At 65.9% G+C, this 14,853-nt stretch carries 11 protein-coding genes; 2 read left to right on the plus strand and 9 right to left on the minus strand.

Going from position 1 to position 14,853, the window contains the following annotated elements; translation table 11 throughout:
• Positions 1-672 precede the first annotated feature (672 nt).
• From A39O_RS41485 to A39O_RS0130900, 5 genes are all read right to left on the minus strand, one after another.
• Positions 673-1,233, minus strand: coding sequence for a hypothetical protein (locus A39O_RS41485; protein WP_157640541.1), 561 nt, complete (start codon positions 1,231-1,233; stop codon positions 673-675).
• A gap of 954 nt (positions 1,234-2,187) precedes the next feature.
• Positions 2,188-3,204, minus strand: a complete 1,017-nt coding sequence (locus tag A39O_RS0130885) for an Rpn family recombination-promoting nuclease/putative transposase (RefSeq protein WP_020508506.1) — start codon at positions 3,202-3,204, stop codon at positions 2,188-2,190.
• Between the two features lie 254 nt (positions 3,205-3,458).
• Positions 3,459-4,976 carry an AAA family ATPase gene (locus A39O_RS0130890; RefSeq protein ID WP_020508507.1) on the minus strand — a complete coding sequence of 506 codons (1,518 nt, stop codon included), beginning with the start codon at positions 4,974-4,976 and terminating at the stop codon, positions 3,459-3,461.
• A gap of 12 nt (positions 4,977-4,988) precedes the next feature.
• Positions 4,989-6,116 carry an NAD(P)/FAD-dependent oxidoreductase gene (locus A39O_RS0130895; RefSeq protein ID WP_020508508.1) on the minus strand — a complete coding sequence of 376 codons (1,128 nt, stop codon included), beginning with the start codon at positions 6,114-6,116 and terminating at the stop codon, positions 4,989-4,991.
• A 99-nt stretch (positions 6,117-6,215) separates the two neighbouring features.
• Positions 6,216-6,881, minus strand: coding sequence for an arylesterase (locus A39O_RS0130900; RefSeq protein ID WP_020508509.1), 666 nt, complete (start codon positions 6,879-6,881; stop codon positions 6,216-6,218).
• Between A39O_RS0130900 and A39O_RS0130905 the strand changes: the two genes are divergently transcribed.
• Together A39O_RS0130905 and A39O_RS0130910 are read left to right on the plus strand one after the other, a co-directional pair.
• Complete coding sequence (locus tag A39O_RS0130905) at positions 6,880-7,569, plus strand: ABC transporter ATP-binding protein (RefSeq protein ID WP_020508510.1); 690 nt, start codon at positions 6,880-6,882, stop codon at positions 7,567-7,569. The genes A39O_RS0130900 and A39O_RS0130905 overlap by 2 nt on opposite strands.
• Positions 7,570-7,583: 14 nt before the next feature.
• Positions 7,584-10,091, plus strand: coding sequence for an ABC transporter permease (locus tag A39O_RS0130910; protein ID WP_020508511.1), 2,508 nt, complete (start codon positions 7,584-7,586; stop codon positions 10,089-10,091).
• A gap of 76 nt (positions 10,092-10,167) precedes the next feature.
• Here the strand turns inward: A39O_RS0130910 and A39O_RS0130915 are convergent, their stop codons facing one another.
• The 4 genes from A39O_RS0130915 to A39O_RS42440 all read right to left on the minus strand — a co-directional run.
• Positions 10,168-11,409, minus strand: coding sequence for an ABC transporter permease (locus tag A39O_RS0130915; protein WP_020508512.1), 1,242 nt, complete (start codon positions 11,407-11,409; stop codon positions 10,168-10,170).
• A gap of 271 nt (positions 11,410-11,680) precedes the next feature.
• Positions 11,681-12,388: an ABC transporter ATP-binding protein gene (locus tag A39O_RS0130920; RefSeq protein WP_020508513.1), complete on the minus strand. Its 708-nt coding sequence runs from the start codon at positions 12,386-12,388 to the stop codon at positions 11,681-11,683.
• Positions 12,389-14,434, minus strand: coding sequence for a vWA domain-containing protein (locus tag A39O_RS0130925; protein ID WP_020508514.1), 2,046 nt, complete (start codon positions 14,432-14,434; stop codon positions 12,389-12,391).
• Between the two features lie 201 nt (positions 14,435-14,635).
• On the minus strand, positions 14,636-14,853 hold a 218-nt coding region (locus A39O_RS42440; protein ID WP_040529239.1), incomplete at its 5' end, for a hypothetical protein.

Here is a 14,853-nt window from a genome sequence, read left to right on the forward strand (position 1 = left end):
CTCGTCGGCATACGGCTGTTGTCAGCCTACCTGGATGCTCCATGCTCAATGACTCGCCCCGTGCCCACGCCGTTTCCAGGTTCATCACCCTTACGTGTCCCAACACTGACGGTTTCGTCATCTCACTTCATCCAGGAGCCCGCGGGGCTTCCCGAGTTCTCCGACGTCTCTCTTTCTGCATACCACGGCCTGAGGACTCCGGCGGACCTCCACACCCAAGCCAGTAAGGGTGCTTCGTGTGGGCTTCCAGTACGTTAAAACTGTCGCCATCCGCGGGTTAGCTGTCTCGAAGCTGTACCAGCACTTCAGGGAACGCGATTTCCCCTACGGTCTACAGAATACTCTGTGTACGCTTACCCTGCAATGTTGTTCGCGGCTTGCGCCACTCCGCAGCAGGACCAACACTCGATACGGGCGGGTGGCTAACCCTTACCCGACGGGGACTTCCACCCCGCAAGAGACGCCGAGCTTTGCTCGGCGCGATAACGTCAATAGCCAAAGCGGCTCGCGTCTGCACGCAACCAGCCAGTTAGCACTGACCCTGATGGCGCGCGCTGGATCTTTGGCCGCCCGTTAGGCAATTATCGAGTTTATAATTGAGCCTGGCCCCTGTTCTCCACTTTATCCCCCAGGCATGTTTCCGTGCGTTTCTCAGTTCCGGAATTAATGGTCTCACCGCTCCCATGGACCTATGCGATGCCAAATATCTTCGGACAGATATCTTCCTTGTTCTTGGACAAAGCGGTAAGCGAACCTCATAAGATCAATACCTCCGTCGTCGTAGAGGGCAGTTCCGATACGGCGAATGGGAGCCTCGTTAATGAAACCGCCGTCGGTTCCGACCAAAGCGACCAACTCTCGCAATAGACGCGCGTGTTTGGTCGTCCAGCGATGCTGTTGATCGTGTTTGTTCTCGATTTTTTCGATACAAGTCGGACAAAGCCAGACAGGTCCTCGCCCGCCCCGTCTTGGATTTGGAAACAATTGCCAATCCGCCGGCTTAGGTTCGTAGCTATCTCTTAGCTTATCGAGTATCTCCGGAGGTTCATTTTGAGAAACCAGAGAACGCAGACCAATCTTAAATGCCCGGAGTTCTTGTTGCTTTGCGTGGCTCTTAGTAACTTCACCGGTGAGCTGGCAGTTGTCGCAATAAACTTCAATTCGCGGAAAGACTAGCTTGCGTAGACTCCGGTACCAATCCGGAATTAGAAGAAACGGATTATGGAACCGCATCAACGACCTCCTTTGGTCTCTCTATAGGATTCCGGGGCGTGCAGGCTGGGTCGCGTGGCTATAGTCTGCCGCTCGCCCCTTTCCGCTGCTCAAACTGGTGAAACCGTACGCTATCCCAAGTTCTCGCGTTTCGCGCCTAACTGAGAAGCTAAGCTGAATCGGCTGAGCGAGAGCGAAGCCGATTTCAGCTTTAGCGATAGCTAGGTTCCCCGACGAGAACCGAGCGCAGGCATCGCCGACGGGATCGCAGCGCGCCAAGGGCGGATAAAAAATTCTTGCGGGTCAGCGGGAGCGAGTCCGTTCTCGCATCAACTGCGTTATGCGAGAACGGACTCGCTCCCGCTGCGTGTCCCGAATCCTGGATTTTTTAATCCACAATTTTTGCGCTGCAATTCGAACAAAATAAGACGTCTCATTTATACGCTAAATGTGAACACTTGCTAGATTTCGGCGGACGAACTACCCCATAATGCGTCATATTTTTCGGATTGGATCAGGGTTTCTCCGGGTTGTCAAGCCCTTGCGCGCAGTTCCTCGCTGCACCGTTCGTGCGGTATGAGGCAACATTGCCTCATACCGCACGAACGCGTTGAGGGTACGCCACATAGACCGGAGGATGCCTGCGTGGTTCTGACAAGGAAATGAGATAAAAACAATCGTATGAAGTGCCTTTCTCGACGAATGCTCAGGGTGTTTAGGAGGCATCGACAGAGGGCCGCGCTCGGCCTGGCGTTGTTCCGCCGCGCATCGATCACCCGGCCAGAGCCTTGGCCTGCCGATCCAAGGCTGAAGCCTTGGACTCCAACCGGCCAGCACCAAGCGCGGCGCTTCGCAGCAGGATACGCGGGACAGACCCTGAGGTATTCGCACGAACTTGATCGATAAATCTGCGAGTTAGCGAAGGGGGAACCGCATCCTCCATGCGATTCCTTATCTCTTCGCTGGTGTCCGAGATCACGACCGCGTCTCGGGGTCAGACGGTTCCGGCTGGTCGGCGAGCAAGCGCTTCAGCCGCGCGATCTCGGCCAAGGCTTCGTCCTTAGCGGCCCGCTCCTGCTCCTTGGCCGCCCGCTCCTGCTCCGCATCCGCCTGCGCCTGCTCCTTCGCCGCTCGCTCCTGCTCCTTCGCCGCCCGCTCCTGCTCCTTAGCCGCTCGCTCCTGCTCCTTAGCCGCTCGCTCCTGCTCCTTCGCCACCCGCTCCTGCTCCTTGGCGGCCCGCTCCTGCTCCACGTCCGCCCGCGCCTGCTCGACCTCCGCGCGCAGATCGTCGAATTCGAGTTGGATACTTTGCTGTTCGCGCAGAAAGTTCTGCCGCGCCTGATAGGCATGGTAGGCGTGCTCTTTCTCGGAGAAGGCCTTCAGGGTGTTCATGGCTCGCCTCATCTCTTGGGTCTGCATCCAGGCCGGCAGGGCGTCCGCGTCCAGGCGCTCCGCCTCGGTGAAGAACTTCAGCCAGCGCTCCTGCTCGGTTTCGACCGCGTCGGCGGCGAATTTGCTCAGTTCCAGCAGCCAGATGCCGCCGTGGTCCAGAAAGACGCGTCCGTGCTGGTCGCGCATCCGGAATACGTGTGCATAGTCCGGGGCATCCGGCAACAGCGTCTGACCCAACAGCCAGATCGCATAGGTGGGGCGCAGCTTGCGGTAGCTCTCGCCCTCCTTGATCTGCGCGCTATAGAGATCAGCCCAACCGTAGAGGATGCGCGCCGGCAGATCACGATGATTGAGGAGTTGGACCTCGACCTGATACATCTGCCCAGTGGCGTCGCGGGCCTTGACATCGACCACGGTGAGCTTGTCGTCGAGGAATTCCTTTTCGTTATAGGGATTCTGGATCTCCACCGCGGTGATGGGCCGGGGCAACTCCGCGCCGAGGATGGCGTTGAGGAAATGGATCAGCAGGTCACGATTGGACTCAGCCCCCAGCAGGGCCTTGAAGACGCAGTCAACCTTGGGATCGATGGGATGGCGCATGGTGGTAGCAGTGTAGGCAGGCGTCGCCAGCGCGACAAGGTGATTTCCGGGAAAGGATCGACCGACGTGTCGGGGCGACTAAAGTCGCCCCTACAGGCCCCCTACAGGCCCCCTACAGGCCCCCTATAGTCCTACGGGCCTTGCAGCATGCGCGCAGTCGGGGTGTTGATTCCCGGAAATCACCTATAGACCTACTGGTCACAAAGGTCTTCACCGCGATCTGCCGTTCGAGGAAGTCACCCGCGCGGTGAGGCTCAATCGAACCGCACCTTCTGCGCACTGGAGGCAGGCGTCGCCCGGTCCCAGGCCCAGTCGCGGATGAAGCGAATCTGTTCGTTCATGCTTTTCGACAGCGGCACCAGGGTGCGGGCGCGGGCCAGGATGTGCTCGGTGGTGAAGGGGCGCTGGTCGCGTTCCGAGTCGATGCGCCCGGCGATCACCGCTTGCTCGATCTCGGCGGCGGTCCACTCGCGGCTGTCGCGGACCAGTCGTTCCAGGTCGAAGGCGGCCGGATCGCCATGGTTGTGGCGGATGTGCACGGTGAAGATGGCGGTACGCTCCTCGTCGTTGGGCAGGTCGAAGAAGAAGACTTCATCGAAGCGGCCTTTGCGGATCATCTCGGCCGGCAGCGCCTCGATGCGGTTGGCGGTGGCGGCGACGAAGACCAACGGCGGTTTTTCCTGCATCCAGGTGAGGAAGGCGGAGAGGATATGGGAGGCGGCGTCGGCTTGTCCGGCGCCGCCGCCGAGGCCGTTTTCGATCTCGTCGATCCACAGCACCGCCGGGGCCACCGATTCGATGGTCCGCAGCGCCTTATGGAAGGTCGCCTGGGGGTTGCCGTAGAGATCGGCATAGATCAGGTTCATGTCCAGCCGGAACAGGGGGACGCGCCAGGCATGGGCCACCAGTTTGGCGCACAGGCTCTTGCCGCATCCGCTGATGCCCATGAACAAGAGTCCCTTGGGCACCGGCAGGCCGCTGTCCACCGTGCGCTGGTTGAACAGCGGGGTGCGCCGTTCGATCCAGTCCTTGAGGGCGGCCAGGCCGCCGATCTGCTCCAAGTCCACCAGATCCGGGACATAGTCGAGAAAGCCGGCACCGCTCGCCGCCGCTTTCTTGGCCGCGCCGATCTCGGCCAGCATGGCGTCGCGGTTGAGGTGCCGACCGGCCAGGATGCGGTACATAACGTGCTGGACCTCATCCAGCGTCAGGCCCCGCAGGGCCAGGGTCAGGGCGTCGCGGGCATCCTCCGGTAAGGGTTTGGTGGTGTAGCCGTTCCACACGGTCTGCACCTGATCCCCGATTTCCTGCGTGTCCGGCAGCGGCATTTCAACCAGCAGTACGCTGGGGCGCAGCGCGGGCGGGATGTTTACCTCCGGCGCGATCAGCAGGAGCGCGCTGCCTGGTCGCCCCATCAGTGTCGCATGGGCGTCACGCAGGGCGCGCGCCACCTCCGGCCGCTCCAGGAAGGGCGTCAGGTCTTTGAACAGAAAGAAGCCGCGCCCCGTCGCGGCGGCGGCCGTCTGGATGGCCAGCACCGGATCGCGGGTGTCGGGTGCCCGCGCGGCCGGATCAGCGGCGGGCGCCATCGGCGTGCCGCCGCTCTGCATCTCGAGTCCGCGGGTGCAGGTCCAGGTAAAGAGTGCGATGGCGGGATCGAGGTCGACGGCCAGGCGGCGCACCCGTTCGGTCACGCGCGCTTCCTCGGTCGAGTGGATATAGATCAGGGGGTGGCGGCCGTCGATGGCGGCACGCAGTGGGTCGGTGACCACGGTGTCCTCCGGTTACCGATACTGCCGCAGATACCACCACTCGAAGAAGCGCTTCAGCCAGTGGAAGAGGCGCATGGATGGCAGTACGAGGTTGTACTTCTCGTTGCGGGCAACCAGCATACCCCGGTCATTGGTGTCGACGATGCACAGCAACTCGACCTTATAGGTCTCCCGCGGTTCCCGTCCCATGCATTCGGCCGCCAGGTTGCGTGCGGCGGCACGCGCCTGCAAGTCCGCCATGTGCGCCTGCTTGGGCATCCAGTCCGGGCCGGGGAAGCTGCCCGCGTCACCCGCCACATAGACCCGCTCGAACCCCGGCACGCGGCACTGGGCATCGGCCTGGAGCAGGCCGCCGGGGGAGCGCGGCAGGTCGGTGTTGTCGAACCAGGTGTTGCCGGTCATGCCCGGCATGAAGAGGATCAGGTCGGCGTCGAAGGTGCCGCCCTCGGTCGTCACCGTCCGGTCGGTAAAGCCCTTGAGCTTGTGACCGAGATGGGTCTCGATCCCGAGCCTGGCCATTTCCTTGAGCAGACTGCCGACCGCCTTGGGCCCCAGCCGGTTGCCGGGATTCGGCGCCGGGGTGAAGAAGACGAGTTTGAAGCGCTCACGCCGGCCTTCTTTGCGCAATTGCTGGTCCATGCCGAAGAGGAACTCGAAGACCGGTCCGCCGCGCATGGAACTGGGCTCGTTGGGGTTGCCGGCGAAACCCATGGCGATGGTGCCCCCCTCCATGGCGCGCACCCGGTCGCGGATGCGCTGCGCGGAGGCGATGCCCTCGCAGGGGGTGATGGCATGTTCGATCCCCGGCAGCTTCTTGATGAAGCGTCCGCCGCTGGCGATGATCAGGCCATCGTTGGTGACCGGCTCGGTGCTGGTCTGCAGGGTACGGCCCCCATCGGTCAGCCCGGTCGCCTCGGCGGCAATGTGCGTCACCCCCGAGCGCTTGAAGAACTGCTTGAGGTTGACCCGCAGGTCATCGCCGGTGCGCAGACCGCTGGGGACCCAGATCAGGGCGGGCAGGTAGACGAATTCGGCCGTGGGGCTGACGACTGTGAGGTCGGCGCTCAGGCCCGACTCGCGTAGCGTGTTGACCGCGGTCAGTGCGCCGAAACCCGAGCCGACGATGGTGATGCGATGCATGGAAGACTCCGGGAGTGTAGTGATTAGGCGATTGACGGAAATCGCCTTGTAACGAGTCAAGAATTAAGTTAAACCCAATCGTTGTCGTTATGGACTTGTTCAGTCGTTCTTTGGCTGGGTCGCGCTAAGCAGCGGGGCCAGCATGGGCCAGACATTCTCCAGGATACGTGGCTGGGCCGCGGCCGTCGGGTGGATCTCGTCGGCCTGCATCAGCCCACGATCCTCAGCGACCCCTTCCAGCAGGGAAGGGAGGAGGGGCACGCCGTGCGCGGCAGCCACTTCCTGGAACACGGCTTGAAAGGCACGCTCGTAAGCCGCACCGTAGTTGGGCGGCAAACGGATGCCGATGAGCAGGACTTGGCTGCCGGCCGCTTGCCCGAGTTGCACCATGCGGGTCAGATTCTCCCGCAGGACCTCGGTCTTCAGGCCGCGCAGTCCGTCATTCGCGCCGAGTTCGATGAGCAGCAGCGCCGGGCGGTGACGCGCCAGGAGCGCCGGCAGGCGGGTCAGTCCACCGGCGGTGGTGTCACCCGAGATCCCGGCGTTGATGACGGCAAAGTCGAGGCCGCGTGTGCGCAGCCGCTCCTGGAGCAGGGCGACCCAACCGTCAGCCTGGGCGAAGCCGTAAGCGGCGCTCAGACTATCTCCCAGGACCACGATCGTCGGCGGTTGGCCCGGCGTGGTGGTCGTTGCATCGCTCGCGCGGCCCGCACCGGCAATCGCCAGCACACTCGTCAGCACAGCAGTAAGCAATAGGCGCATCATGACAGGCATTCCGGTCGCGGTCGTAGTCCAGGCCCAAGGTTTAGGCAAGCATGTTAACGGTCCCAGCGGCGATCTGACCATTCTGCAGGGTCTCGATCTTCAGATCCAGGCCGGCGAGGCGGTGGCCATTCTGGGGGCCTCCGGCTCCGGCAAGTCCACGCTGCTCGGGCTCCTGGCCGGACTCGACGGCGCCACCGCGGGTGAGGTCTGGCTGTGCGGCCAGCGGCTCGACGCCCTGACCGAGGACGGGCGGGCGGCCTTGCGCGCCGGGCGCGTCGGTTTCGTGTTCCAGAGTTTCCAACTGCTGCCCACGCTCACCGCCCGCGAGAACGTCCTGCTGCCGTTGGAACTGACCGGCACGCGCGACGCCGAGGCGCGTGCCGACGAGGCCCTCACGCGCGTCGGGCTCGCCCCGCGTGCCGGCCATTACCCGCGTCAGCTCTCCGGCGGGGAACAGCAGCGGGTGGCCATCGCCCGCGCCTATGCCCCACGCCCGGTCGTCTTGTTCGCGGACGAACCGACCGGCAATCTGGATCAGGCCACCGGCGAACAGATCATCGACCTGCTCTTGGACCTGCGCGCCGAGGCCGGCGCGGCGCTGGTGCTGGTGACCCATGACCCGGCACTGGCTGAGCGCTGCGACCGCCGGCTGCGGATGCGCGATGGTGCCTTGGAGCGTATCGCATGACAATGGGAGCGCTCATGAGGTCCCCCACCTGGCGCATCAGTTTGCGTCTGCTGCGCCGGGATTGGCGCAGCGGCGAACTCTACCTGCTGGCCGCCGCGCTGATCCTGACCGTGGCCGCCGTGACCGCCGTCGGGTTCTTCACCGACCGCATCGAGTCCGCCATGGTCCGCCAGGGCGGTGAGCTGCTCGCCGCGGATCTGGCCGTCGACGGGTCATCCCGGCCGCCGGATGCGTACCTCAACCAGGCGGTCAGCCTGGGGTTGGAAAGTGCCCGCACCCTGGAGTTCCCGAGCGTGGTCATGGGCGCGGCCGGTGCCCAGTTGGTGCAGGTCAAGGTGGTGGACGCGGCCTATCCGCTGCGCGGCCGGCTGCGTTTGCGCGACGGCTTCACCGATCCGGAACGCACCGTCGAACAGGGACCGCCGGCCGGTGAGGTCTGGGTGGAGGCGCGGCTGCTGCGGCTGCTGGAGGCCCGGATCGGCGATTCGGTCGCGCTGGGCGAGACCCGTTTGCGGATCGGCGCCATCCTGAGTTACGAGCCGGACCGGGGCGGCAACCTCGTGAATCTGGCCCCCCGGGTGCTGATGAATGACGCCGATCTGCCGGCGACCGGGCTGGTGAGCGAGGCCAGCCGGGTGCGGCATCGCCTGTTGTTGGCTGGTGAGGTTGATGCGGTCGCCGCTTTGTCCGCTTGGCTCAAGCCCCGTCTGCCGGTCAATCTCACGCTGGTCGACGGGCGCACCGCCCGGCCCGAGTTCGAATCCGCATTGGATCGCGCCTCGCGCTTCCTGCACCTCGCGACCCTTGTCACCCTGCTGGTGGCGGGGAGCGCCATCGCGCTTGCCAGCCGCCGTCTGGTGGAGCGCCAGATCGATGCGGTGGCGATCATGCGCTGCCTGGGCGCGCCGCAGCATCTGCTGCTGCGGGTTTTCCTGCTGCGGCTGGTCCTGTTCGGGCTGGTCGCCAGCCTGGTGGGGTCGCTGGTCGGCTGGGTCGGGCAGCTCGGGTTGGTCGCGGCCCTGGCCGACTGGTTCGGAACGGATCTGCCGCCGCCATCGCTGATGCCGGTGGCGGTGGGTGTGCTGACCGGTCTGATCGCGTTGCTGGGGTTCGCCGTGCCGCCCTTGCTGCAACTCACCCGGGTGCCGCCGCTGCGCGCGCTGCGGCGCGATCTGGGCACCCCGCGCGCATCGGCCGCGGCGGCGGTGCTGGGGGCCTTGCTGGCGCTGGCGTTGCTGGTCTTCTGGCAGGCGGGTGACGCGGTCCTGGCCGGTCAGTTGCTGGGCGGAGTGGCGCTGACCCTGGTCACGCTGGTCCTGGCCGTGTTGGGTTTGGTGAAGGCGGCGAGCGGTCTGGCCGGCCGGACCCGCGGGGTCTGGCGGCTCGGGCTCGCGGCGCTCACCCGACGGCCGACCTTCGCGGTGCTGCAGATCGCCGGATTCGGGTTGGGCATCCTGGCGCTGCTCCTGCTCGCGGTGGTGCGGGTGGACCTGCTCGAGGCCTGGCAACAGGGCCTGCCCGAGGGCGCGCCCAATCAGTTCCTGATCAACATTCAGCCGCAGGAGGTCGAGCCGTTGCGCGCCTTCCTGGTGGAGCAGGGGATCACCCAGGCGGAACTTTACCCGATGATTCGGGGGCGCCTGATCCGCATCGGCGAGCGTCCGGTCAACCCGTCCGACTATCCGAATCCGCGTGCCGAGAGCCTGGTCGCCCGTGAGTTCAACCTGAGCTTCAGCGAAGCGCCCGTGCCGGCGGGCCGGGCGGATAACCGCCTCGTCGCGGGCCAGTCGTGGGCGGCCGGGGAGACCGCGCCCCAGTTCTCGCTGGAGCAGGGCCTGGCCGAAACCCTGGGGATTGCGCTCGGGGACCGTCTGACCTTCTTTGTCTCCGGTCACGAGGTCAGTGCCCCGGTGACCAGTCTGCGCGAAGTCCGCTGGGACAGCTTCAACGTCAACTTCTTCGTGGTGTCCCCGCCCGCCTTGCTCGGGGTCGAAGCGGCCACTTACATCACCAGCTTCCACCTGCCCGCGGACCGGGAGGCGGTGATCCCCGCGCTGATTGCGCGTTTCCCCAGCGTCACCCTGCTGGACGTGGAGGCCCTGCTGACCCAGGTCCGCGCCGTGGTCGACCGCGGCGTCCTGGCGGTGGAGTACGTGTTTCTGTTCACCCTGGCCGCCGGGGTGCTGGTGATGTTCGCCGGCATCCAGGCGAGTCTGGCGGAGCGCCGCACCGAGCACGGCATCCTGCGCACCCTGGGCGCCGGCCGCAACGCCCTGCTCGGCAGTCTCGCGGTGGAGTTCACGGCCGCCGGACTCCTGGCCGGATTCCTCGCGTCCATCTTCGCCGAAGTCACTGGCTGGCTCCTGGCGGAACAGTTGTTCGGGCTGCAATTCAGCTTCAACCCGCTGCTCTGGGTCACCGGCGTCTTGGGTTCCGGGCTGCTGATCGGTCTGGCCGGCACCTTGGCCACCTGGCCGTTGCTGATCCGGCCGCCCTTGCAGACCTTGCGTCGGGCGGCTTGAATATCAGCTTCGGACGTGATAACCGGACCTAGCAGCGGGTTTCAAACCCGCCCCTACACGCGTGTCTGTCCGGGCATCAACCGCCGCGCAGACACTCTGCCGGATCGATGCGGCTCGCGCGGTAGCCGGCGGCCACGGCGGCCAGCAATGCGACCAACAGGGTGGCCGCGGCGGCGGCGGCCAGGTGTTCCGGCTCCAGTCGACAGACATAGCCTTGTCCAGTCAGGTTTTGGCCCAGGGTGCGGTTGAACGCGGCAGCGCCGAACAGGTAGGTGACAAAGGCGAGCACCAAGGCCAGGGCGGCGATCACGGCGGATTGCACCACGGGCATCAGCACCACGGTGCCGTTGCCGAAGCCGAACAGGCGCAGCAGCGCCAGGTCCCGGCGCTTGCGGTCCACGTTCACCCAGAGCGCGCCGCCCAGCGCCAGGGCGCAGCCGGTGAGACCGATCAGGGCGATGACCCGCAGGATGAACGACAGGGTGCGGTCGAAGGCACGCACCGTCTCGATCCGCTCGGCCTGGGTGCGGACCTCGATGCCCTCGGCGCGCAGGGCCGCCGCCAGCGTGTCGACCGCGTCCAGGTCGCGCGCGTAGACCCGGGCGCCGGCGAACTCGGTGCGGGTGCGGGCGCTGGGCACGTGTAGATCCGCGTCGCTCAGGCCGGCGCGCAGGCCGTCGCGGTAGTCCTCCGAGGCGATCAGCAGGTCCAGATGGGTGAACACCGCCTCGCGGGCGACCTGGCTCTCCGGGATGACGCCGATCGGTTCCAGGGTGAACTGGGCATGCTCAGGCGTGCCATTGCGGGAGCGGCGGAAGTAGCCGGTCAGGGGCGCGCCGGGGGTCCAGCCGACGCGCTTCGCCAGGGTCTCGGTCAGCAGTACCTGGCCGGCATGAACCGGGGTGGGCAGACCCGGCGGCAGCAGGGGATCACCGGCGGCGGTCGGGATCATGTCGATGGCATCGAACGGGCGGCGCTCTCTGTTCACCAGATCGATGGTGGCGTTGATGGTGCGGGTGCGGGGGATCAGAAAGCCCAGATCCGGGCGTTGCGCGATGGCCGCGAACCAGCGTTGGTCCAGGCGGTGGGCGCCGAAGACGACGACCTCCAGATTGCGCGGGTCGTTGATCAGGTCCTGGCGCAGGGTGGCGATGACGCCGGTCTTGAGCCCGAACAGCAGCATCAGCGGGGCGATGATGGACGCGACGGTCAGCACCAGCACCAGGGTGGTCCGGCGATCGTGCCAGAGATCCTGGAGCGCCAGCCGCAAGCCTTCCAGGCGGGACTGGGGCGCGTCTTGGTTCGATGACTCGGGCATAGTGGAGCGGCTTTCTCGTGTATAGCGTTCGTACTGGATATCCAGGTAGACCCTTGGTGTAGGGGCGGGTTTTAAACCCGCCCCTACGTTCGGTCATCACGTTCGATGGCAATATTTCAACGCTTGGAAACGGTGAATTAGGTGATTTCCGGAACACCGGATACCCACCATCGGCTCGGATGTAGGTGCGACTTCAGTCGCACCGATTCGGACGCAGGTGCGACTGAAGTCGCACCTACATTGACCGGTATCTAAATTGTCGGAAATCACCTTAGGCCGCGAACGCCGAACCGAACCCGGCGGTCAATGGCGCCGCCCGGACTTCGCGCAGGCCATGGGTGCGCACCCGGCCGAGGTCATGGGTGGCCAGCACCACGCTGGTGCCCAGACGCTCCACCAACTGAAAGAACAGGTCCATCACCTCGTCACCCAGGCGGGGGTCCAGGGCGGAGGTCGGCTCGTCCGCCAGCACCAGGCACGGCCGGTGCGCCAGGGCGCGGGCGATGGAGGCGCGCTGGTACTGGCCTACCGAGAGTTGGGCGGGTGTCTTGTCCAGCAGGTCGCGCAGTTGTAATTGGTCGATCATGGCATCGAGTGCCGCATCCCGCGGCGGCAGCCGCAGCAGGCGGCGGTTGATGCCGATATTGCCGGCCACGCTCAAATAGGGCAGCAGTCCGCCGGTCTGGAGCACGAAGCCGATCGCCGCCGCGCGCGTCCGCGCCAGGTCGCCGTGGCGGCCGGCGCGCCACAGGGCGGCGATATCCAGCGGCGCGCCAGCGATCGCGAAGTGGAACCGCGCGGCACTCAGCGGCCGGACGACGAGCCCCAGCAGTTCCAGCGCCGTACTCTTGCCGCAGCCGCTCTCGCCGGTGAGCGCGATCATCTCCCCGGCGCCCAGGCGCAGCGCGGGGATCAGCACGCGGAACGCCTGATCCCCGTGGCCGCGGCGATAGCTCAGGTCAGTGCAGTCCAGCAGCATTCAGGGCAGATCCTTCAGCGGAATCGGATACACCGCCTCGCGATGGTGCGGATTGTCGGTCTGGGCGATGTCGACCCAACCGAAGGTGTCGGCGTAATAGCGTGAATAGAGCAGCACTTTCTTGCGCAGCCGGTCCACGAAGTCCGCTTGCCGTTGCAGGCCCCAACTGGTCCAGTCGCTCTTCTTGAGGTCCAGCACGTCGCTCTTGTAGGGCAGCCCCGCCAGGTAGTCGAGCAGCAGATCGCGCTGCGCCAGTTCCGGAGCGCGGCGTCGGCCGGTGGCCTCCGGGTCGCGCTCGAAGGTCGCGGCGATGGAGGCGAGCCGGTCGTAGAAGGCCGCGGTGCTGTTGGCGCCGTCCAGATCCGTCTGGGCGGTGTCGATCACCGCGGCGACCAGATCGCGCAGGTCGGAGAGCTGATCACGGGTCATCAGCACCCGGACCTCGACCGTGCGCAGCCCGGGGTCGGCCAGATCGGTGTCGCTGATCCAGGCCTCGAAGACCTCGGGGGCGGCCGTCTGCCGCCGCTCGCCCAGATAGGCCAACTGCATGGCGTGCCCCAGTGAGGCCACGATCGCCTGGATGCGGGCCCGCTGGTCCGCGGCGTCGGCATCCGTTGGGGCGGCCGCGGACGCGGGGACGGCAGCCCCGGATGCGGTCGCGGTGCCCCGGCTGCTGTGCTCGATCTGCGCGATCACGTCCCCGGCATAGGTGTCGAGCGCCGCCCGCAAGCGGTCGCGGGTGCCGTCGGCGATGGGGAAATAAGCCTCCTGCTGGGTCATGGCATTGCGCGCCAGTTCTTTGTACTGTGCCGCGGCGCGCGCCAGATTGCCGGCTTGCCGCGCCGCTGGGGTTTGCAGGTGCATGACCGCGATGGCCACGCCCGCGCGCTGGGCCTCGCGCTGCACCGCCGCGGCATTCAGTCCGGTGCTGGAATCCACCCCCGGCACCGCCTGATCCTTGGTCGGCGCCGTGCCGGCCGGGGTGTTGAAGGTGCCGTCCAGCGCACCGGCATCGGTGATCAGGACGATATGGCGGGCGTCGAACCGGTCTTTCCAGTCCGGCGATTCCAGCGCCGCGAGCACACCGGCATAGGGGTCCTCATCGAAAAAATCGGTGGCCACCGGGGCCTCGCGCAGCCCGGCGATCCGCGCCGGAAAGTCATCGCCATTGCGGACCTGCGTCGGTGCGGCGAACACCTGTGCCACATAGTCGAGCTGCTCATTGGTCTCTTCATTCGCACTTTCGGCGCGGAAGGCGACCAGGCCGAAGGCGACCTTATCCAGCAACCCGGCGGTGCGGATGCGCTCGTAGAAATGGGTGATAGCCGCGCGGGTTTCGTCGATGTAGGGGCCCATGGAGAGCGTGGAGTCGACCACGAAGACGATGGCGGCCTTGAACGACCGGAGTTGCTCGGCCGCGCTCCCCTGGTCCTGCACGGCCGGTCCCGGCGCGGTGCGGCCGCGTGCCTCGGGCAGCGTCACCGAGGCGACCTTGACCGCGCGCACCGGATTGCCGGCCGCGGTGCTGTAGTCCTTGATGTCGAGGATCGGCAACAGATAGAACCGCTCATAGAGATTCACATAGGTCTCGGGCTCCAGCGCGACCGCCCGCGGGTCCGTGCCGCCGGCGGCGATGGCCTGCACCAGGGCCCGCCCCGCGGCCGGCGGCGAGGCCGCATCCAGCACCGAGCGCAGGGCGTCCCAATCGCGGAAAAAGACCAGCCGCTCGCGCCCCGCCGGGTTGGTCAGGGCCAGGGTCAACTGCTGATTCCAGGTCAGGGTGTCGCGCGCCGGCACCCAGCCCAGGAGGTTGCGGCCCGCCGCGTCCGTGCCGACCCGCAACCACTCCTGCCCGGCGAGGTCCTGGCGTTCGTAGACATAGAGTCGGCTCAACGCGGTGATCAGGCGTCCGCCCGTGGTGCCCGGCATCTCGCGCGCCGCCGCCCCCGGTTGAGTCAGAACGCGTTGATACAGCACCGTGGACCCCGCCAGGAGCAGGGGCGTCCCCGCCCCTGCGGTCCCGCACAGAAACGCCAGGCAGCCCACCAGGATGCCCGCGCGCAGTGCGTGCAGTGCGCTGATCCATCCCGAGATCGAGGCTTTAGCCGGACCAGGGCCGCGCCGACGCGATGGCGATCGGCTAAAGCCCCGACCTCCGGTTTTCTTGTTGCCGGAACGATGATCAACGCCAAGGCCGCCCATAAACTTACCCATATCTCGAAAAGAGGTCACGAGATGAAGTGCCACTCAATTGCCCTGCAACGCGTAGGTCCGGTCGAGCAGTGCGGGATAGAGCGTCCGCCAGAAGCCGCATCGGTGGGCCTGACCCGCATCGAACCAGGCGGTCTTATCGGGCTCTAGCAGCCTGTCGGACTTTAGGCGATTTCCGAATAAGACGCTATCAAGAATCAAGCTCCGTAGGAGCCCGCTTGCGGGCGACGTGACCTGCCGGAATCGCGTCATTG

The organism is Lamprocystis purpurea DSM 4197, from assembly GCF_000379525.1.
Lineage (GTDB): Bacteria > Pseudomonadota > Gammaproteobacteria > Chromatiales > Chromatiaceae > Thiodictyon > Thiodictyon purpureum.